The 21059-nt window shown below is 39.3% G+C and carries 17 protein-coding genes; 12 read left to right on the top strand and 5 right to left on the bottom strand.

The genetic code is table 11. The features are described from left to right. Positions 1 to 84 precede the first annotated feature (84 nt). The gene (gene ppdD / locus ACWPWK_RS04910; RefSeq protein WP_109371112.1) at positions 85 to 528 is read right to left on the bottom strand and encodes a prepilin peptidase-dependent pilin; all 444 of its coding nucleotides are present in this window, start codon (positions 526 to 528) and stop codon (positions 85 to 87) included. Positions 529 to 739: 211 nt separating this feature from the next. Between ppdD and ampD the strand changes: the two genes are divergently transcribed. From ampD to ACWPWK_RS04860, 10 genes are all read left to right on the top strand, one after another. Continuing rightward, positions 740 to 1282 carry a 1,6-anhydro-N-acetylmuramyl-L-alanine amidase AmpD gene (ampD, locus tag ACWPWK_RS04905; protein WP_109371110.1) on the top strand — a complete coding sequence of 181 codons (543 nt, stop codon included), beginning with the start codon at positions 740 to 742 and terminating at the stop codon, positions 1280 to 1282. Between the two features lie 325 nt (positions 1283 to 1607). After that, positions 1608 to 2378 (top strand): pyruvate dehydrogenase complex transcriptional repressor PdhR, encoded by a 771-nt coding sequence (pdhR, locus tag ACWPWK_RS04900; RefSeq protein ID WP_109371481.1) that lies wholly within the window; start codon positions 1608 to 1610, stop codon positions 2376 to 2378. Between the two features lie 163 nt (positions 2379 to 2541). Beyond that, positions 2542 to 5208 carry a pyruvate dehydrogenase (acetyl-transferring), homodimeric type gene (gene aceE / locus ACWPWK_RS04895; protein WP_454208436.1) on the top strand — a complete coding sequence of 889 codons (2667 nt, stop codon included), beginning with the start codon at positions 2542 to 2544 and terminating at the stop codon, positions 5206 to 5208. A 12-nt stretch (positions 5209 to 5220) separates the two neighbouring features. Continuing rightward, the gene (aceF, locus tag ACWPWK_RS04890) at positions 5221 to 7074 is read left to right on the top strand and encodes a pyruvate dehydrogenase complex dihydrolipoyllysine-residue acetyltransferase (protein WP_109371106.1); all 1854 of its coding nucleotides are present in this window, start codon (positions 5221 to 5223) and stop codon (positions 7072 to 7074) included. A gap of 200 nt (positions 7075 to 7274) precedes the next feature. Next, complete coding sequence (lpdA, locus tag ACWPWK_RS04885) at positions 7275 to 8702, top strand: dihydrolipoyl dehydrogenase (protein ID WP_109371104.1); 1428 nt, start codon at positions 7275 to 7277, stop codon at positions 8700 to 8702. 488 nt (positions 8703 to 9190) lie between these two features. Further along, positions 9191 to 11788 carry a bifunctional aconitate hydratase 2/2-methylisocitrate dehydratase gene (acnB, locus tag ACWPWK_RS04880; protein WP_109371102.1) on the top strand — a complete coding sequence of 866 codons (2598 nt, stop codon included), beginning with the start codon at positions 9191 to 9193 and terminating at the stop codon, positions 11786 to 11788. Between the two features lie 135 nt (positions 11789 to 11923). After that, positions 11924 to 12295, top strand: a complete 372-nt coding sequence (locus tag ACWPWK_RS04875) for a YacL family protein (protein ID WP_100159097.1) — start codon at positions 11924 to 11926, stop codon at positions 12293 to 12295. 92 nt (positions 12296 to 12387) lie between these two features. Beyond that, positions 12388 to 13248, top strand: coding sequence for a small-conductance mechanosensitive channel MscS (mscS, locus tag ACWPWK_RS04870; RefSeq protein ID WP_109371100.1), 861 nt, complete (start codon positions 12388 to 12390; stop codon positions 13246 to 13248). Between the two features lie 164 nt (positions 13249 to 13412). Further along, positions 13413 to 14036 carry an arginine exporter ArgO gene (argO, locus tag ACWPWK_RS04865; RefSeq protein WP_109371098.1) on the top strand — a complete coding sequence of 208 codons (624 nt, stop codon included), beginning with the start codon at positions 13413 to 13415 and terminating at the stop codon, positions 14034 to 14036. Between the two features lie 84 nt (positions 14037 to 14120). Beyond that, on the top strand, positions 14121 to 14855 hold the full coding sequence (locus ACWPWK_RS04860; protein WP_109371096.1) for an oxidative stress defense protein: 735 nt from the start codon (positions 14121 to 14123) through the stop codon (positions 14853 to 14855). Between the two features lie 72 nt (positions 14856 to 14927). Here ACWPWK_RS04860 and ACWPWK_RS04855 read toward each other — a convergent pair whose 3' ends face one another. Further along, positions 14928 to 15827: a LysR family transcriptional regulator ArgP gene (locus ACWPWK_RS04855; RefSeq protein WP_088494952.1), complete on the bottom strand. Its 900-nt coding sequence runs from the start codon at positions 15825 to 15827 to the stop codon at positions 14928 to 14930. 160 nt (positions 15828 to 15987) lie between these two features. Here ACWPWK_RS04855 and rpiA point away from each other — a divergent pair, with 160 nt between their 5' ends. Next, positions 15988 to 16644 (top strand): ribose-5-phosphate isomerase RpiA, encoded by a 657-nt coding sequence (gene rpiA, locus ACWPWK_RS04850; RefSeq protein ID WP_072063358.1) that lies wholly within the window; start codon positions 15988 to 15990, stop codon positions 16642 to 16644. Between the two features lie 272 nt (positions 16645 to 16916). Beyond that, entirely contained in the window at positions 16917 to 18167 is a 1251-nt protein-coding gene (gene serA, locus ACWPWK_RS04845) for a phosphoglycerate dehydrogenase (RefSeq protein WP_109371094.1), read from the top strand. 72 nt (positions 18168 to 18239) lie between these two features. Here the strand turns inward: serA and ACWPWK_RS04840 are convergent, their stop codons facing one another. The 3 genes from ACWPWK_RS04840 to ACWPWK_RS04830 form a co-directional block, all read right to left on the bottom strand. Next, positions 18240 to 19490 carry an ATP-binding cassette domain-containing protein gene (locus ACWPWK_RS04840; RefSeq protein ID WP_454208430.1) on the bottom strand — a complete coding sequence of 417 codons (1251 nt, stop codon included), beginning with the start codon at positions 19488 to 19490 and terminating at the stop codon, positions 18240 to 18242. Further along, positions 19460 to 19864 carry an ABC transporter transmembrane domain-containing protein gene (locus ACWPWK_RS04835; protein ID WP_454208428.1) on the bottom strand — a complete coding sequence of 135 codons (405 nt, stop codon included), beginning with the start codon at positions 19862 to 19864 and terminating at the stop codon, positions 19460 to 19462. Before ACWPWK_RS04835 ends, ACWPWK_RS04840 begins: the two co-directional genes overlap by 31 nt. 509 nt (positions 19865 to 20373) lie before the next feature. Next, positions 20374 to 21057: an HlyD family type I secretion periplasmic adaptor subunit gene (locus ACWPWK_RS04830; RefSeq protein ID WP_244184995.1), complete on the bottom strand. Its 684-nt coding sequence runs from the start codon at positions 21055 to 21057 to the stop codon at positions 20374 to 20376. Positions 21058 to 21059 lie beyond the last annotated feature (2 nt).

Here is a 21059-nt window from a genome sequence, read left to right as displayed (position 1 = left end):
CTTTTTGATTTATCTGCGTTGTCTTCAATATTTAAAGTGTGTAATAGGAACACTTAATATAAGTGCTCCTTTATATCTAACGCACTAATATGATTTTAAAATCTCACTGCACTGTTTTTGCAACGTAAGATTTGCTGCTGAACATTGTGTTTTCCATACTGGAATAAGGTCGTTAACTCCTTTCTCTGGCGACATTGTGATCGTCAGACCATCAAGTTGTGATTTTCCGGTTGCACTAATCACACCGTTTAACACATTAATATCGGACAAATATCGACTACGAAATTGTTGCGGCATAAAGGTTGAATCAGAATTACAGTGTTGAGGATCGTTTTCATAGCGACATAATTCTATCGCAGAACGATAGGGCGACAGTGTTTGCAATACATCGGTTAATGCTGCTTTTTGGATATAACCTTGATAGGCAGGAATAGCAACAGAGCTTAAAATCGAGATGATAGCAATCACAATCATAAGCTCCATAAGGGTAAAACCATTTTCATTAGAGTGATAATTAAGTACATTCATTTAGCGTCCTCCTTGAGTAATAAACACTAGTAGTATGAAAAAAAAGGACTTTATTGGCGAATAGATAAAATAAAATTTGAGTAAAATATCGAAAAGAAAAAGGAGAGATACATAGTTAATCTTTATTATTGAGGGAAAGTTCGCATTTATTGATGAGTATGCGTTAATAACATTATTGATAATGGCTAAAACAAAATAAAAGAGGGTTGATGTGGAAATTAAACAAGGTTGGCTAATCGATGCTAGACAAGTTCCTTCACCTAATCATGATAAGAGACCCGAAGGTGAGCAGCCTTCTTTATTAATTGTTCATAATATCAGTTTGCCTCCTGGCCAATTTGGTGGACCTTATATTGATCAGCTTTTCACCAATACATTATCAGAGCAAGACCATCCTTTTTTTAGTGAGATTGTTAGCTTAAGAGTGTCGGCTCATTGTCTTATTCGTCGTGATGGAGAAATTGTGCAATATGTGCCTTTTACTGAGAGAGCATGGCATGCTGGTGTTTCTTTATATAAAGGCAGAGAAAAATGTAATGATTTCTCTATTGGTATTGAGCTTGAAGGTACTGATGAATGCGATTTTACCCAGCAGCAATATCAACAATTAGTGAAGATAACTCAATCGCTTATTACTCTTTATCCTGCTATTGAAGAAAACATTACTGGGCATAGTGATGTTGCACCAAATAGAAAAACCGATCCAGGACCTCACTTTGATTGGGCTTATTACCGCAGTTTGTTAACAAAATAACCACCCAAATTGAATTTAAAGCTACTAATTATGAATTTAAATTCAAAATAATATTGCTGTCACGCTTCAGTTTGACTGTTTATGTGTTTAAAAAACGTTAAAAAATTTATTTTTAGCGTTTCTGTGTAATGCGATCTAGTTATCAATTTTGATGAATTTTTAAAATAATTTGTTAAAATTTGCAGGTTTTTATGATTTCGCTCAACAACTGTATGGACAGTTAGTGAATACTTTGTTACTTTATTATTCGTTATATTAAATTGGTATTACCAATTGACAACTCAATCACTAAGGTAATAGTTATCCAATAATGGCTTCCAGCAATATGGCTTATACAAAAATCCGCCAACCTAAGCTTTCTGATGTTATTGAGCAACAGCTTGAACATCTGATTTTAGAAGGTACTCTGCGCCCAGGCGAGAAACTCTTACCTGAGCGTGAACTGGCAAAACAATTTGACGTATCTCGCCCTTCATTGCGTGAAGCAATCCAAAAATTAGAAGCTAAAGGATTTTTACTCCGTCGCCAAGGCGGTGGTACTTTTGTTCAGCATAATCTCTGGCAAAGTTTTAGTGATCCTTTAGCTCAACTGCTTAGCGGGCATCCCGAATCTCAATTTGATCTTTTAGAAACTCGTCATGCACTGGAAGGTATTGCTGCATATTACGCTGCATTACGTGGTACTGATGAAGATCTTGAACGTATCAAAGCTAGCCATGATTGCATTTTGAAAGCCCATGAAGAGGGTGATTTAATCGCTGAGTCTGAAGCTGTATTGCAATATCAATTAATTGTTACGGAAGCTGCTCATAATGTCGTTTTATTGCATCTATTACGATGCATGGTGCCAATGCTTGAGCAAAATATCCGCCAGAATTTTGAGTTTCTTTACACTCGTAAAGAGATGTTAACAGCAGTAAGTGAGCATCGTAGTCAGATTTATCAGGCTATTATTAATAGAGAGCCAGAAGCTGCGCGTGAAGCATCACATCGCCATTTGGCCTTTATTGAAGATGTTTTGTTGGATATGAGTCGTGAACATACTCGCCGTGAGCGCTCTTTGCGCCGGCTACAACAACATCCTGATTTATTTTAGTAGCACAGATCCTGACCGCTGAGTCTGTACTATCTATCGCCCTGTGATTTTCAGGGGAAGCGGTAATAACAGCAGGGCCTATCTTCCCGTCATATCAGATGGGTAGAACGGGAAGATAGGCTCCCATAACCATTAAAAACAGATAACAGATAAGGAATACACCATGTCAGATATGCTGAAAAATGACGTGGATCCGATCGAAACTCGCGACTGGTTACAAGCGATCGACTCGGTCATCCGTGAAGAAGGTGTTGAACGTGCACAGTTCCTGATTGATCAGGTATTAAAACAAGCCCGTAATGGTGGTCTTAATATCGCTTTAGGCGGTTCTGTACACAGTGATTATATCAATACCATTCCTGCTGAAGATGAACCCGCTTACCCTGGCAATCTGGAATTAGAGCGTCGTATTCGTTCTGCTATTCGCTGGAACGCAGTAATGATGGTTCTGCGTGCATCCAAAAAAGATTTGGAACTCGGCGGACACATGGCGTCATTCCAATCTTCTGCAACTTTATATGAAGTGTGCTTTAACCATTTCTTCCGTGCGCAAAATGAAACTGATGGTGGCGACTTGGTTTACTTCCAAGGTCATATCTCCCCAGGTATCTATGCACGTGCATTCTTAGAAGGTCGTTTAACAGAAGATCAATTAAACAACTTCCGTCAAGAAATTGGTGGTAAAGGTTTATCTTCTTATCCGCACCCTAAATTAATGCCTGAATTCTGGCAGTTCCCAACAGTTTCTATGGGTCTGGGGCCACTATCTGCAATCTATCAGGCTAAATTCCTGAAATATTTAAATCATCGTGGCTTGAAGAACACCACTGCACAAACTGTGTATGCGTTCTTAGGTGATGGTGAAATGGACGAACCAGAATCTAAAGGTGCTATCACTATCGCTGTTCGCGAAAAATTAGATAACCTGTGCTTCGTTGTTAACTGTAACTTACAGCGCCTTGATGGCCCTGTGACAGGTAACGGTAAAATTGTTAACGAACTAGAAGGTATCTTCGCAGGTGCTGGCTGGAACGTTATCAAAGTGATGTGGGGCGACCGTTGGGACGAACTGCTGCGTAAAGACACTTCTGGTAAACTCGTTCAATTAATGAACGAAACTCTGGATGGTGACTACCAAACGTTTAAATCTCGTGATGGTGCTTACGTTCGTGAACACTTCTTCAATCGCTACCCAGAAACTGCTGCATTAGTTAAAGACATGACTGATGACGAGATTTGGGCATTAAACCGCGGTGGTCACGATCCGAAGAAAGTCTTTGCTGCATTCCAAAAAGCAAAAGAGACTCAAGGTAAACCAACTGTTATTTTAGCTCAAACCATCAAAGGTTATGGTATGGGTGAAACGGCAGAAGGTAAAAACATCGCTCACCAAGTTAAGAAAATGAACATGGATGGCGTTCACCATTTCCGTGATCGTTTCAATATTCCTGTTGCTGATGAGCAAATCAAAGACCTGCCTTATATTACTTTTGACAAAGAGTCAGAAGAGTACAAATACCTACACGCACGTCGTCAGGATTTAGGCGGTTATCTACCAGCTCGTCGTCCACGTTTTGAAGAAAAACTGGATATCCCAACACTGGAAGATTTCAGCCAATTACTGGAAGAACAATCTAAAGAGATTTCAACAACTATCGCATTCGTTCGTGCTCTGAACGTGATGTTGAAAAACAAATCTATCAAAGATCGTTTAGTTCCAATTATTGCTGACGAAGCACGTACTTTCGGTATGGAAGGTCTGTTCCGTCAAATCGGTATTTATAGCCCGAATGGCCAACAATATACGCCTCAAGACCGTGAGCAAGTTGCTTACTATAAAGAAGACGTTAAAGGTCAGATTCTGCAAGAAGGTATCAACGAGCTGGGTGCTGGCGCATCTTGGTTAGCGGCTGCAACATCTTACAGCACTAACAATCTGCCAATGATCCCATTCTATATCTACTACTCAATGTTTGGTTTCCAACGTATTGGCGACTTATGCTGGGCAGCAGGCGACCAACAAGCACGTGGTTTCTTAGTAGGTGGTACTTCAGGTCGTACAACACTTAACGGTGAAGGCTTACAGCACGAAGATGGTCATAGCCATATTCAATCGCTGACTATCCCTAACTGTATCTCTTATGATCCAGCATTCGCTTATGAAGTTGCTGTTATCGTGCAAGACGGTTTAGAGCGTATGTATGGTGATAAACAAGAAAACGTTTATTACTACATCACTACACTGAACGAAAACTACCATATGCCAGCAATGCCAGCCGGTGTTGAAGAAGGTATCCGTAAAGGTATCTACAAACTGAAATCACACGAAGGTGCGAAAGGTAAAGTTCAGTTACTGGGTTCAGGTTCTATCCTGCGTCACGTTCGTGAAGCAGCAGAAATCCTGTCTGCTGAATACGGTATTGGTTCTGATGTTTATAGCGTAACTTCATTCACTGAATTGGCTCGTGATGGTCAAGATTGTGAACGTTGGAACATGCTGCACCCATCAGAAACACCACGCGTACCTTACATCGCTCAAATTATGAATGATGCGCCAGCTGTTGCGTCTACTGACTACATGAAATTGTTCGCTGAACAAGTTCGTACTTATGTACCAGCAGATGATTACCGCGTATTAGGTACTGATGGTTTCGGTCGTTCTGATAGCCGTGAAAACCTGCGTCACCACTTCGAAGTTGATACTTCTTATGTGATTGTTGCTGCATTAGGTGAATTAGCTAAACGTGGTGAGATTGATGTGAAGGTTGTTGAAGAAGCAATCAAAAAATACAACATCAACCCTGAAAAAGTAAACCCACGTCTGGCGTAAGAGGTAAAGTGAATGTCTATTGAAATTAAAGTCCCAGATATCGGTGCTGATGAAGTTGAAGTCACCGAAGTGATGGTGAAAGTGGGTGACCGTATTGAGGAAGAACAATCCTTAATCACCGTAGAAGGCGATAAAGCGTCTATGGAAGTCCCATCACCACAAGCGGGTATTGTTAAAGAGATCAAAATTTCCGTGGGCGATAAAGTCCAAACGGGTTCTCTTATCATGATTTTTGAAGCAGAAGGTGCCGCGCAAGCAGCACCAGCACCAGCTGCAGCACCTGCAACAGCTGCGCTGAAAGAAGTTCACGTTCCAGATATCGGCGGTGACGAAGTTGAAGTTACTGAAGTAATGGTAAAAGTGGGCGATAGCGTTGCTGAAGAACAATCACTGATTACTGTTGAAGGCGACAAAGCTTCAATGGAAGTGCCAGCACCATTTGCTGGCGTAGTGAAAGAAATTAAAATTGCAACAGGTGATAAAGTGAGCACAGGCTCTCTTATCATGGTATTTGAAGTTACAGGTAGCGCACCTGTTGCTCAAGTGGCACCAGCACAAGCTCCAGCGGCATCTGCACCAGCAGCATCTGCTGTGAAAGAAGTGAATGTTCCAGATATCGGCGGTGATGAAGTTGAAGTTACTGAAGTGATGGTGAAAGTAGGTGATTCCATCTCTGAAGAACAATCTCTGATCACAGTTGAAGGTGACAAAGCTTCAATGGAAGTGCCAGCACCATTTGCAGGTGTGGTTAAAGAGATCAAAATTGCAGTGGGCGACAAAGTGAAAACTGGCTCACTGATCATGACTTTCGAAGTTGCCGGTGCAGCGCCTGTCGCTCAAGCACCAGCAGCAACCGCGCCAGCGCCAGCAAGTTCTGCACCAGCAGCACCGGCTAAAGCACAAGCGACTGCGCCAGCTGCGAAAGAAGAGTTTGTTGAAAATGATGCTTACGTTCATGCAACACCAGTTATTCGTCGCTTAGCGCGCGAATTCGGTGTGAATTTAGCGAAAGTAAAAGGTAGTGGTCGTAAAGGTCGTATCTTACGTGAAGACGTTCAGTCTTACGTGAAAGAATTAATTAAACGTGCTGAATCAGCGCCAGCTAATGCAGGTGGCGGATTACCTGGCATGTTACCTTGGCCGAAAGTTGACTTCAGCAAGTTTGGTGAAATTGAAGAAGTTGAATTAAGCCGTATCCAGAAGATCTCTGGTGCTAACTTAAGCCGTAACTGGGTGATGATCCCTCACGTAAATCTGTTTGATGAAGCAGATATTACTGAGGTTGAAGAATTCCGTAAGCAGCAAAATAAAGAAGCAGAGAAGAAAAAACTGGATGTTAAGATCACGCCATTAGTCTTCGTAATGAAAGCAGCAGCGAAAGCGCTGGCAGATATGCCTCGTTTTAACAGCTCTATCTCTGAAGATGGACAGAAACTGATCCTGAAAAAATACATCAATATCGGTATCGCAGTAGATACACCTAACGGTCTTGTTGTTCCTGTTTTCAAAGATGTTAACAAAAAAGGCATTATCGAACTGTCTTATGAGTTAGCTGAAGTTTCTAAGAAAGCGCGTGCAGGTAAACTGACAGCAGCAGATATGCAAGGCGGATGTTTCACTATTTCTAGCCTTGGTGGTATCGGTACTACCGGTTTTGCACCAATCGTTAACGCACCAGAAGTTGCGATTATGGGACTTTCCCGTTCTTCCATGAAACCTGTATGGAATGGTAAAGAATTCGTACCACGCTTGATTTTACCAATGTCACTATCTTTCGATCACCGTGTGATCGATGGTGCTGACGGTGCTCGATTCATCACTCTGATTAATCAGTACATGAGTGATTTACGTCGTTTGGTAATGTAATTTTAAAACCGGTGCTTAGCGCCGGTTTCTCTGATTACAGTGATGGGTTTTACAGTCATACATCTTAGGTTGTGAGATCCGTCATGTTAGAGCGCTTTTCAGTTTATTAACATTTCTGTAAACTGCATGCGGTATGTAAGTCTCGGTGTTAAATATGGATTATCGTCTGACTCGCCGGACAAATAAATAATGAGGTCACGATGAGTACTGAAATTAAAGCACAGGTAGTGGTTCTCGGTGCAGGCCCTGCGGGATATTCCGCGGCGTTCCGTTGCGCTGACTTAGGTTTAGAAACAGTTTTAGTTGAACGTCACTCTACTTTAGGTGGTGTTTGTCTGAACGTGGGTTGTATCCCTTCTAAAGCGTTACTCCACGTTGCTAAAGTTATCGAAGAAGCGAAAGCATTGTCTGAACACGGTGTTGTATTTGACGCACCAAAAACAGATATCGACAAAATTCGCATCTGGAAAGATAAAGTTATCTCTCAGTTAACGGGTGGCTTAGCGGGCATGGCTAAAGGCCGTAAAGTTACTGTCGTTAATGGCGAAGCACGATTCACTGGTTCTCACACATTGTCTGTTGAAGGTGCTGAAGGTGCAACTACCATCACTTTTGACAATGCAATCGTTGCTGCCGGCTCACGTCCAATCGAATTACCATTCATTCCACATGAAGATCCTCGTGTATGGGACTCAACAGATGCACTGCAACTGAAAACCGTACCAGAGCGTTTACTGGTTATGGGTGGCGGTATCATCGGTCTGGAAATGGGAACGGTTTATCACTCTCTGGGTTCTCAGATTGACGTAGTTGAAATGTTTGATCAGGTTATTCCTGCTGCTGATAAAGACGTGGTTAAAGTATTTACCAAACGTATCAGCAAGAAATTTAACCTGATGCTAGAAACCAAAGTAACTGCGGTTGAAGCAAAAGAAGATGGCATCTACGTAACAATGGAAGGCAAAAAAGCCCCAGCAGAACCACAACGTTACGATGCAGTATTAGTTGCTATCGGTCGTGTACCTAACGGTAAACTGTTAGACGCGGGTAAAGCAGGTATCGAAGTTGATGATCGTGGCTTTATCCATGTTGATAAACAAATGCGTACTAACGTACCTCACATCTTTGCTATCGGTGACATCGTTGGTCAACCAATGCTGGCTCACAAAGGTGTCCATGAAGGTCACGTTGCAGCAGAAGTTATCTCTGGTAAGAAACATTACTTCGATCCTAAAGTTATTCCATCAATCGCTTATACTGAACCAGAAGTTGCATGGGTTGGTATGACTGAAAAAGAAGCGAAAGAGAAAGGTGTTAGCTATGAAGTGGCTTCTTTCCCTTGGGCGGCATCAGGCCGTGCAATCGCATCAGATTGTGCTGATGGTATGACTAAACTGATTTTCGACAAAGAAACTAACCGTGTTATCGGTGGTGCAATTGTTGGTTCTAACGGTGGTGAACTGTTAGGTGAAATCGGTCTGGCAATTGAAATGGGTTGTGATGCTGAAGATATCGCATTAACTATCCACGCTCACCCAACGTTATACGAATCAATTGGTATGGCTGCGGAAGTATTTGAAGGTAGTATCACTGACCTGCCAAATCCAAAAGCGAAAAAGAAAAAATAAGCGACTCGTTTACTGAAAACAGTTTACTAAAGTTGTTTAAATGATAAGGGCTAAGTTCTTTATAGAACTTGGCTCTTTTTTTATGGTTTCTATTTAGAATATGACTGTTTTGTGAAGACTCATATCGATTATTATGTGCATTAGTCGTTTATTTAACCGTTAATTTCACTTTAGTGCTAATTTGGGCATTAAAAAAACTATAAAAAGTGTGGTTATTAACCCAAATCTTGGTTAAAAGTCTCTGTTATATATTTTGTTTAAGTGTTTTAATCTGAATAAGTGGATATTTGAATCTGATTAATGTTACTTTTATGTGAACGAATTAACATCGTGTTGAAGATTTGCTATGCTGATAGCCCTTAGCTGGGCATAATTTTACAATCTCTTATGTTTTATGCGAGCAAAAGATCCTCTGACCTGGCATCCTTCAACAGACAGGGTGCAGACAGCCGGGTTATACAAAATGACAAAGAAGCGAGGAGACAGTCGTGCTAGAAGAATACCGTAAGCACGTAGCAGAGCGTGCAGCTGAAGGTGTCGTTCCAAAACCTCTCGATGCCACACAAACAGCCGCACTTGTTGAGCTATTAAAAAATCCCCCTAAAGGTGAAGAAGAATTTCTTCTTGATTTAATTGTTAACCGCGTTCCACCCGGAGTTGATGAAGCTGCCTATGTTAAGGCGGGCTTTTTAACTGCCCTCGCGAAAGGCGAAACCACATCACCTCTTATCACACCAGAAAAAGCTGTTGAATTATTAGGCACAATGCAAGGTGGCTATAATATCCATGCATTAATTGAGTCTCTGGAAAATGATAAGTTAGCACCAATTGCAGCCAAAGCGCTTTCTCACACATTACTGATGTTTGATAACTTCTATGATGTTGAGGAAAAAGCAAAAGCAGGCAACGTTTATGCTAAGCAAATTATGCAATCTTGGGCTGATGCACAGTGGTTTACTGAGCGCCCTGCATTAGCGGAAAAAATTACTGTTACCGTATTTAAAGTCACTGGTGAAACTAATACCGATGACTTATCTCCAGCACCTGATGCTTGGTCCCGCCCTGATATCCCATTACATGCTTTAGCAATGTTGAAAAATGCGCGCGAAGGCATTGAGCCTGACCAGCCGGGTAGTGTAGGCCCAATTAAACAAATTGAAGCATTAAATAAGAAAGGCTTCCCACTGGCTTATGTTGGTGATGTTGTTGGGACTGGCTCATCACGTAAATCAGCAACTAACTCTGTACTCTGGTTTATGGGAGACGACATTCCGTTCGTTCCTAATAAACGAGGTGGTGGTGTTGTTCTTGGCGGCAAAATCGCGCCTATCTTCTTTAATACTATGGAAGATGCGGGAGCACTCCCAATCGAAGTCGATGTTTCTAAATTAAATATGGGTGATATTATTGATATTTACCCATACAAAGGTGAAATTCGTAACCATGAAACGAATGAGTTACTGGAAACCTTTGAGCTGAAAACTGAAGTATTAATTGATGAAGTGCGTGCTGGTGGTCGTATTCCATTGATCATTGGTCGTGGATTAACGTCAAAAGCGCGTGAATCGCTAGGTTTACCGGTTAGCACATTGTTCCGTCATGCTAAACCTGTTGAAGAAAGCAACCGTGGATTCTCTTTAGCACAGAAAATGGTCGGTCGTGCTTGTGGTCGTACAGGTATTCGCCCTGGCGAATATTGCGAGCCAAAAATGACCTCTGTGGGTTCACAAGATACTACAGGTCCAATGACCCGTGATGAGCTAAAAGACTTGGCGTGTCTTGGTTTCTCTGCTGATTTAGTGATGCAATCATTCTGTCATACCGCGGCCTATCCAAAACCAGTAGATGTTACAACACATCACACCTTACCTGATTTTATTATGAACCGTGGCGGAGTTTCACTGCGTCCTGGTGACGGTATTATCCACTCATGGTTAAACCGCATGTTACTGCCTGATACTGTTGGTACAGGCGGTGACTCACATACTCGTTTCCCTATTGGTATCTCATTTCCAGCAGGTTCAGGCTTAGTGGCTTTTGCTGCGGCAACAGGAGTAATGCCATTAGATATGCCAGAATCTGTTCTGGTACGTTTTAAAGGTGAAATGCAACCGGGTGTGACACTGCGTGATTTAGTTCATGCTATTCCTTATTACGCGATCCAAGACGGTTTACTGACAGTTGAGAAAAAAGGTAAGAAAAATATTTTCTCTGGTCGTATTCTTGAGATTGAAGGCTTACCAGAGCTTAAAGTAGAACAGGCATTTGAGCTTGCTGACGCATCAGCAGAGCGCTCAGCAGCAGGTTGTACGATTAAACTGGATAAAGCGCCTATCATTGAATATCTGCAATCTAATATCATCTTACTGAAATGGATGATTGCTGAAGGTTATGGCGACCGCCGTACTATTGAACGTCGTATTACATCAATGGAAAACTGGCTGAAAGATCCTCAATTACTTGAAGCTGATGCAGATGCAGAATATGCGGCTGTTATCGAAATCGATTTAAATGAGATCAAAGAGCCAATTTTATGTGCGCCGAATGATCCTGATGATGCACGTCTGCTCTCAGAAGTGGCAAACAGCAAAATTGATGAAGTATTTATTGGTTCTTGTATGACCAATATTGGCCACTTCCGTGCTGCGGGTAAACTGCTTGATCAGCATAAAGGTCAATTACCAACACGTTTATGGGTTGCACCACCAACAAAAATGGATGCAGCACAATTAACGGAAGAAGGCTATTACAGCGTCTTTGGTAAGAGTGGTGCGCGTATCGAAGTACCGGGTTGTTCATTGTGTATGGGTAACCAAGCACGCGTTGCTGATGGTGCAACAGTGGTTTCAACATCGACACGTAACTTCCCTAATCGTTTAGGTACAGGTGCGAATGTGTATCTTGCTTCTGCGGAGCTTGCCGCAGTTGCGTCATTATTAGGTCGTTTACCTGAGCCACAAGAGTATCTGGACTTTATGAGTAAAGTGGATGAAACTGCAGAAGATACTTATCGCTATTTAAACTTTGACCAACTAGAGCAATATACAGATAAAGCAGACCAAGTTATTTTCCAAACAACGGTATAACGATTAATTTATTGCTTTAAAGTATTTTATATGAACAAACGGGAGGCAAATGCCTCCCGTTTTTTGTTATTTTTGTCATAATAAGAATAAGATATTTTTTATCAAAAAGTGGCAGCTTAATAAGGGGCGTACACCATGGATTATGAATTTCAGCGAGATCTCACTGGCGGTATACTAGCCCGTTTTTCGATGGATCATGAAGCAATAGGCTATTGGCTGAATGATGAAATTCAGGGCGATATTAGTCTGATAGATCAAATTCTTGAAGAAATGGAAGGTATTAAAGGTAGTGAAAGACAGTGGGAATTAATCGGTAAAGAATACAGCCTTTCTATTGATGACGAAGAAGTAATGGTAAGAGCAAATACATTACATTTTGAAACAGATGAAATGGAAGAGGGCATGAGTTATTACGATAACGAGAGTATTGCTTTTTGTGGGCTAGATGATTTCGCTACTATGCTACAAAAATACCGGTTATTTATTCTGGAAAATAGAAAAAATTAACAAATCCTATATATTTTTGGAATAAATCTGCCACAATATACTATTGAATTACTCTTCTTTTTATTACGTTTTTAAGTTTAAAAGGTGGTCTAATGAATGAATTACCTGCTAGTTTAGATGAAGCAACGGGTTGGTTTGTCGCCAATCAAGATCTCTTTATTCAGTATGCAGTCAATATTGTTGCCGCATTTTTGATCCTATTTATAGGTTTATTTGTGGCAAAAATGATTGGAAAAGGTGTTGCTAGAGTTTTAACGTTACGTCATATCGATGCTACTGTCGTGACATTCTTATCTGTTTTAGTGCGTTATACCGTTGTCGCTTTCACTTTAATTGCAGTATTAGGCCGATTAGGTGTACAAACGGCTTCTGTTATTGCTGTATTAGGTGCGGCTGGTTTAGCGGTTGGTTTAGCTTTACAAGGCTCACTTTCAAACTTTGCTGCTGGTGTGCTTATTGTTATTTTCCGCCCAATTCGTGCAGGCGAATATGTGATTATAGGGGCTGTGGAAGGTACCGTTAGAGATGTCCAAATTTTCTCAACGACTTTGCGCTCAGCAGATGACAGAATTATTGTTATCCCAAATAGTAAGATAATCAGTAGCGAAGTGATTAACTTAACGAGAGAGCCTGATCGCCGCACTCAAATCATTGTTGGTGTAGCGTATGATGCTGACATTGATACGGTAAAAAAAGTATTAGGTGATGTCGTTGCTAAAGACAAACGTATTCAACATGATAAAGGCGTGACTATCCGTTTACATGAAATGGCACCGTCTTCATTAAATTTTGTGGTACGAGTGTGGACAAAAAATGATGATGCGTGGCCTGTCTATTGGGACTTAATGGAAGACTTTAAACGTACATTGGATGCGAATAAAATTGGTATTCCATTCCCACAAATGGATGTCTATATGCATCAAATACAAAGTGCGACGACTAAAGCAGAATAGTCACACTAAAATAGATGATTTAGAGCCACGTTAATAACGTGGCTTTTTTGTATTTATTGCCATTAGTTTTTCTTATTATCAATAAGAATGATTCATTTCCTCTAATATCAAAACCCCTCTATTATTCATCCAATATTAAACGAATAATTATTAGGATATTTTGCATGTTCACAACTTTTTTTCAGGGGTTTTTATTAAGTACAGCAATGATTTTACCAATAGGGGCTCAGAATGCCTTTGTTTTACAACAAGGAAGTAAAAAGCAGTTTCATTTGATGAGTGCATTTTTATGCGCTTTAAGTGATGTTATTTTGATCTCGGCAGGTGTCTTTGGTGGAAGTGCTCTACTTAGCCAATCAGAAATACTTTTATTACTGATCACTTGGGGTGGAGTCGCGTTCTTATTATGGTATGGCTGGAATGCATTTAAAACTGCTTTTTCAAAAGATATTGAATTGTCACAAAGCGAAAATCAGGTAAAAAGCCGTTGGCGTGTGATCGTAACATTAGTTGCCGTAACATGGCTTAATCCTCATGTTTATTTAGATACTTTTGTTGTGATAGGTAGTATTGGCGGGCAATTAACGTCAGAACTTCGTCCTTGGTTTACATTTGGTGCGGTATTTGCCTCTATAAGCTGGTTTTTTGCGTTATCACTCTTGGCAGCTTGGTTTTCCCCAATATTAAGCAAAGCGCGCGCTCAACGTATTATTAATCTGTTTGTAGGATGTATAATGTGGTTTATTGCTATTCAATTAGCTGCACAAGGATGGAAAACACTCTTTTAATCTTAAAGAACTTTACATCAGATATGCTAAGGTGCTTCTTAGCCATAAAAGATGGTCTTAAATTTTATTATGTCGGGGGTTTTTGTGAAATTAAAAGCAATTGTATTAGCATCCGTGTTTACGCTGGGATTACCTTCTTTTGCATTAGCGGCGTCTGAGCCAGAAGGGCCTCATATCACAACATCGGGTAATGCGACAATTAAAGCCGCTCCTGATATGGCAACATTAAATATTCAGGTTAACGAAAGAGCAAAAGATGCAGCTCAGGCTAAGAAACAAGTTGATGAGCGTGTTGCAAAATATTTTGCCTTCTTAAAAGAAAATGGTGTTGTTAAAGAAGATATTGATGCTGCTAATATCCGTACTCAACCAAACTATGAGTACGATAAAAAAGCAGAGCGTTCAGTGATTAATGGTTATACCGCAACACGTACTGTTAATGTTAAAATTAAGAAATTAGAACAGCTTAATACGTTGTTTGATGGCGCATTAGCAGCTGGTTTAAATGAGATTAATAACGTTGAATTTGGTGTCAATAATCCAGAACAATACAAAACAAAAGCACGAGAAGTTGCGATTAAAAATGCAATTGATCAAGCAACGTCAGTAGCAAAAGGTTTCGGTGCAGATTTAGGTGCTGTTTATAGCGTGAGCTATCGTGCGCCAGAAGCCACACCTTATCCAATCGCACAAGTGCGCATGGATGCAATGGCATTAAAAGCACAAGCACCTGCTGCTGTGCAAGAAACCTATGAACAGCAAAGCATTGAGTTTAAAGATTATGTTGATGTGGTTTTTGAATTAAAACGCACTAAATAATCATGTGGTGATAAAAACAAATAGGCTTCAATATGAAGCCTATTTTTTGTGTTAATAAGATGAAATAGCGTATTACTCTTCATCCTGTTTTAAAACTTTACGGCCAAAATCAATGAGTGCGTCTGTCACTTTTCTCATGGTTCTACTTTCTGGCGCAAATCGGTGCCAATAAAGCATACGTCGCTGGCAAAGCCCTGGCGTTAAATCAACCAATTCCCCGCTTTTTAGTTCATTAGCAATTTGCAGATGAGGGATCATACAACAGGTTGAACCTTGTTTAGCTAATTGCACAAAGGCTTCAGATGAGTTCACAATATGACACGGCACACTACCGGGTGATAAGCCGAAATTTTGTTGTAAAAATGCCTGATGCATATCATCAAGATGGTCAAATGCGACTGCTGGCGCTTTTAATAACGAAGATTTTGTTACGCCATTGGAAAAGTAGCGTTGAGCAAAGTCAGGAGAAGCAACGAATAGGTAATCGAGAGCGCCTAATTGATCGACAAGGCAACTTGGCAGTGCTTGTGGCTGAATACTAATTGCACCAACGACTTCGCCTCGTCTTAATCGTTCTTGAGTGCGAGTTTCATCTTCCACTTGAATATTGAGACGAATAGGCAGTTGCGTTAAGACGGGATGTAAAGCGGGCAATAACCATGTTGCTAAACTGTCAGCATTCACCGCCAAAGAGAGTAAAAGAGGCGTAGAACCGCTATTTTCATCACCTAACCATTGTTCTTCAAGTAATTCTACTTGATGCAATAGCGCTAATAATTTTTGTCCTTGCTCAGTGGGTTGAGGTGGAACAGTTCTGACTAATAGCGGTTGCCCGAATAAGTTTTCTAATTGTTTGATACGCTGTGAAACGGCAGATTGTGTAATACATAACTTTTGCGCGGCTCTTTCAAAGCCACGTTCTCGAATGACGGCATCAAGGGCTTGCAATGCTCGATAATCAGGGCGTTTCATTAACAGACTCTCTTCGATTTTATATTCTATTGCTTACTATGCCATATTTTTCGTTGTAATGAGTTAAAATGTTGCTTCTCAGTTTTTGATGTGTCTCGTGCTAGTTTTGAATGCGATATGCTATTCTTAGTCCATTAACGTGATAAATAAGGTTTTTTAAATGACTCAGGATGAATTGAAAAAAGCAGTAGGTTGGGCGGCGCTTGAATATGTAAAACCAGGCACGATTGTGGGTGTCGGTACTGGCTCTACGGCTTCTCACTTTATTGATGCATTAGCAACAATGAAAGGTCAAATCGAAGGCACTGTTTCAAGTTCAGAAGCATCAACTGCAAAATTAAAAAGTTACGGCATTCCTGTTTTTGATTGTAATGAAGTTGACTCTTTAGACATTTATGTTGATGGTGCTGATGAAATTAACCATCACATGCAAATGATCAAAGGTGGCGGAGCAGCATTAACCCGTGAAAAAATTATCGCAGGTGTAGCGAAAACATTTATCTGTATTGTTGATGAATCTAAACAAGTCGACGTATTAGGTAAATTCCCACTACCAGTAGAAGTCATTCCAATGGCGCGCTCTTATGTTGCTCGTGAATTGGTCAAACTGGGTGGTTTACCTGAATATCGTGAAAATGTGGTAACGGATAACGGTAACGTTATTTTAGACGTTCATAACTTAACTATTCTTAATCCTATTGAACTGGAAAACAAAATTAACAGTATTCCAGGTGTTGTAACCGTAGGATTATTTGCTAACCGTGGTGCGAATGTTGTTTTAATGGGTACCTCTGAAGGTGTGAAAACCATTAAGTAATTCTTTTTAAGATAGGTAGCGATGGCTACCTATTTTTTAAATTATTTTAGAAACTGCAAATTCAGTGATATATATCACACGACAGTTATATCTCTCTTTAAAATCCTGCCATTTTCAAAGTCAAAATCATTTTACTCGGTAGAAAATCGCTTTCTTTACCGCTTATTCTGTCATCACAGCAATCGGTTGTATTGCCACAAAATCTATTTTTGTTATGTTGTTGAGACAGGATTTTGTTTTTCATTAAATGTAATAACGATAGGGCAGGGTAAATGGTCAAAGTATCTTTGGAAAAAGAAAAAATAAAGTTTCTACTCCTCGAAGGTGTGCACCAAAGTGCAGTAGAAAATTTAAGAGCTGCGGGTTATACCAATATTGAATATCACAAAGGTGCATTATCGGACGAAGAATTAAAAGAAGCTATCCGTGATGCACGTTTTGTTGGTCTTCGTTCCCGCACTCATTTAACGGAAGAGATTTTTGCTGCGGCTGAAAAATTAGTTGCAGTGGGGTGCTTTTGTATTGGTACCAATCAGGTTGATTTAGAGGCTGCTGCCCGTCGTGGTATTCCTGTTTTCAACGCACCTTTCTCAAACACCCGTTCCGTGGCTGAGATGGTGCTTGGCGAATTACTGTTATTATTGCGTCGTATTCCTGAAGCCAATGCGAAAGCCCATCGTGGTGTTTGGGATAAACAAGCCAAAGGCTGTTTTGAAGCACGAGGTAAAAAACTGGGTATTATTGGTTATGGTCACATTGGCACACAATTAGGTATTTTAGCCGAAAGTGTGGGTTTAGATGTTTATTTCTATGATATTGAAAACAAACTGCCATTAGGTAATGCAACGCAAATTCGTCATCTCTCTGAACTGTTGAATATGTGTGATATTGTCAGCTTACATGTGCCAGAAACACCATCAACCAAGAATATGATTGGACATGAAGAAATTCAGCGCATGAAGCCGGGAGCAATTCTTGTCAACGCTTCTCGTGGTACGGTGGTTGATATTCCTGCATTGGCTCAAGCGTTAGAATCAAAACATTTATCTGGTGCTGCGGTTGACGTATTCCCATCAGAGCCGGGTGCGAATAACGATCCTAACGATCCGTTTGTTTCTGAACTTATCAAATTTGACAATGTGATATTAACACCACATATCGGTGGTTCAACTCAAGAAGCGCAAGAAAACATTGGCTATGAAGTTGCGGGTAAATTAGCGAAATATTCAGATAACGGCTCTACATTATCTGCTGTTAATTTCCCAGAAGTATCACTGCCAAGCCACGGCGACGATGTAAACCGTTTACTGCATATTCATGAAAACCGCCCAGGTATGATGAATAGCATCAACAAAGTGTTTACTGAAGAAAATATCAACGTAGCCGCGCAATATTTACGTACGTCAGGTAACGTGGGTTATGTTGTGATCGATATTACAACACAAACGAAAGCTCAAGCTGAGTTAGTGTTACAAAAAATCAAAGCATTACCGGGAACAATCCGCGCTCGTATGCTTTACTAATTATTAATAAATTATTCGTAATATATTGAAGGCTCGAAATATCGAGCCTTTTTTGTATCTTTTAATCTTTATTTATTGAATTTGTTGCTGCCATAATTGGTAATAGAGTGCTTGGTTTTCTAATAAATGGGAGTGAGAGCCTTCTTCTAATACCTGCCCTTTATCTATTACATAAATATAATCTGAATGCGCTAATGTATTAAGACGGTGTGCAATACTTATTACGGTTCTGTTTTTACAAATTTGAGGTAAATTCGCTAAAATTTGTGCTTCAGACTCATAGTCTAATGCAGATGTTGCTTCATCTAAAATAAGAATACGTGGATTAGTTAATAAGGCTCTAGCAAGTGCAATACGCTGGCGTTGCCCGCCTGATAAATTAGCGCCTCTTTCTCCTACTTGTGTATTAAATCCTAAAGGAAGTTGATTAATAAAATCTAAAGCGCCAGCAAGTCGAGCCGCTTCTGTTATTTCTTCTTCACTCGCATTCGGTTTTGATAAATGAATATTTTCAAAAATAGAGCCACTAAATAAAAAGCTCTCTTGTAAAACGATACTCATGCTTTGGCGTAGAGATAAAGGATCAGCGATAGCTAAATCCATGCCATCAATATAAATTTTTCCTTGTTGGGGCGTATAGAAACGTTGAATTAAGCGAGTAAGAGTACTTTTTCCTGAGCCAGAACGCCCTGTAATACCAATAAATTTCCCTGCTGGAATAGATAAAGAAAGTGACTCAATAACATCAGGTGTCTTGTCTGTGTAACGAAAATAGGCATTTGAAAAAGTAATGCTCCCTGTTATTTTAGGAACGGTAGCTAATCCTTGGTATTGGTGTTCTGTGGGATTACTTAAAATATCACCAATACGGCGCAAAGAAATGGATGTTTGTTGAAAATCTTGCCAACATTGCGCTAAACGTAAAATAGGTTGTGTAATATGGGCGGCAAATAAATTAAACGCGATAAGTTCACCTACGGTCATTTGTGCATTAATAATGAAATTGACGCCTTGCCATAAAATAATTGCAGTAGTGATCTTATGAATAATAAAAATAAATTGCTGAGCGAATAACGCTTTTTTAGCACCTGAAAAACGTTTATTGATGTGATCGGTCAACTTGTATTGCCACTTTTCTATAAAATGATTTTCTGTCGCCGTCACTTTAATGGTTTCTATGCCATTTATCGCTTCTGTCAGTAGACTAATATTATCTGCGTTGGTTTGATATTCTTGCTTTACCCAATAACGAATGATAGGTCCTAGAATAAGCCAAAATATAAAATAAAGAACTAAAGAACTAAAGAACTTAATGTTATCCACGTTAAGGTTGATGAATAAATAAACATCACAAAGATAAACACAGCAATAAAAATAAGATCAAGCACCATCATCAATGCTGAACCAGTAATAAATTGTCTGATATGTGAAAGCTCTTGTATACGAGCAATGATTTGTCCAGATGGGCGTTGAGTAAAAAAATGACTCGGTAAGCGGACGAGATGTTGATACGCTTTTCCTGAAAATTCAGCACTTAATTGACAAGATATAAATGCATATAACTTATCTCGCAAAAAAAGATATATGGGTTCCGTGATAGCAATTAAGACGAATAGACAGCCAAATAGATGTAAATTAGATAAATTTCTCCCCGTTAAAACGGTATCGATAAATTTTTCAAAAATAATGGGATTCACTAGAGCAAAAAGTTGAATGCAACAAGATAAAATAAAAAACAGGAATAATGATTTTTTCTGCTTTAGTATAGAAGGAATAAACCAATTTAGATTAAATTTTGATAATGATGAAGAGGGCTCTTTAGCAATAAGTTGTAATGTATTAAGCTTTTTTCTTTATCAATGATATGTTCGGTTTTTATATTATTTTTAGGATTTATAATAATTAATGTTTTTTCTTTTATTTTTTTTAATATATACCAAGAATCATTTATTTCTATAAGGGTATCTATAATAAGATGCTCATTATAATCGAATAAGCAGAAATCACCTTTTAATTCTAAAAGTTTAATGGCTTCAAGAATATCCCATTTATTAAGATGATCTTCTTTACCCAGAAAATGAATAACTTGCTCTTTTTTTATCTTTCCACTTTGTGTTTTTGAAAAATAAATTAGTCCATCAATAATTGATGAGTGATATTTTTTTCTTTCTCTAAATTAATATTATTCATGATATTCAGCATCTTATTATTTTTCTGTTAGTGCGTTATGACGGTAAACTTCTATTGGGCTTAAGAAATAGTCAATAACACGACGTCTATCGATAATAATTTCAGCGATTAAAGACATTCCTGGAGCAAGGTTATATTGTTGATTATTGCTTTCTATCATTTGCGTATTTAGTTCAATTGTTGCGGGATAAACTAAACCTAGCTGTTCATGTTGAACGGAATCTCTGGCGATATTAGTTATATTTCCTTCTAAGGTGCCATAACGAGTGTAAGGAAAAGCATCTATTTTTATCATTGCTTTTTGCCCTACATGAATAAAACCAATATCTTTATTGAGAATATTAACTTCTGCTATATTGTGCTGATTATCAGGGATTATCGTCATCACTTGTTGTGATGGTTGTAAGATACTGCCAAGTGTGTAATTTGTGATTTGTTGTACAGTACCAGCAACGGGAGAACGGACGATTTTTAGCTGTTGTCGTTTTTGGGCATGATTAAGATTTTGGCTATAAATTAATAGTTCACTTTCATACTGTTTATATTTATCATGCCATTCTAATTTTTTCTGCTTCTCCAAATTATCTAAATTTTCATTTAGTTTTTTCTCTTGACTCTTAATAAGTTGATATTCAGCATTCTTAATTGTAATGACTCGGTTTATTTCTAATAACTCTTTTTCATTTTCTAGATATTCCATTT

This window comes from Proteus sp. Marseille-Q3619, assembly GCF_965283115.1.
Note: the sequence above shows the minus strand (reverse complement) of the source record. Positions and strands in the feature narration are given on the sequence as shown.

Excerpts from the sequence above, each read along its gene's own strand:
- ppdD (WP_109371112.1), bottom strand. The coding sequence starts at position 528 with ATGAATGTACTTAATTATCACTCTAATGAAAATGGTTTTACCCTTATG.
- pdhR (WP_109371481.1), top strand. The coding sequence starts at position 1,608 with ATGGCTTATACAAAAATCCGCCAACCTAAGCTTTCTGATGTTATTGAG.
- aceE (WP_454208436.1), top strand. The coding sequence starts at position 2,542 with ATGTCAGATATGCTGAAAAATGACGTGGATCCGATCGAAACTCGCGAC.
- aceF (WP_109371106.1), top strand. The coding sequence starts at position 5,221 with ATGTCTATTGAAATTAAAGTCCCAGATATCGGTGCTGATGAAGTTGAA.
- lpdA (WP_109371104.1), top strand. The coding sequence starts at position 7,275 with ATGAGTACTGAAATTAAAGCACAGGTAGTGGTTCTCGGTGCAGGCCCT.
- ACWPWK_RS04875 (WP_100159097.1), top strand. The coding sequence starts at position 11,924 with ATGGATTATGAATTTCAGCGAGATCTCACTGGCGGTATACTAGCCCGT.
- mscS (WP_109371100.1), top strand. The coding sequence starts at position 12,388 with ATGAATGAATTACCTGCTAGTTTAGATGAAGCAACGGGTTGGTTTGTC.
- argO (WP_109371098.1), top strand. The coding sequence starts at position 13,413 with ATGTTCACAACTTTTTTTCAGGGGTTTTTATTAAGTACAGCAATGATT.
- ACWPWK_RS04855 (WP_088494952.1), bottom strand. The coding sequence starts at position 15,827 with ATGAAACGCCCTGATTATCGAGCATTGCAAGCCCTTGATGCCGTCATT.
- rpiA (WP_072063358.1), top strand. The coding sequence starts at position 15,988 with ATGACTCAGGATGAATTGAAAAAAGCAGTAGGTTGGGCGGCGCTTGAA.
- serA (WP_109371094.1), top strand. The coding sequence starts at position 16,917 with ATGGTCAAAGTATCTTTGGAAAAAGAAAAAATAAAGTTTCTACTCCTC.
- ACWPWK_RS04830 (WP_244184995.1), bottom strand. The coding sequence starts at position 21,057 with ATGGAATATCTAGAAAATGAAAAAGAGTTATTAGAAATAAACCGAGTC.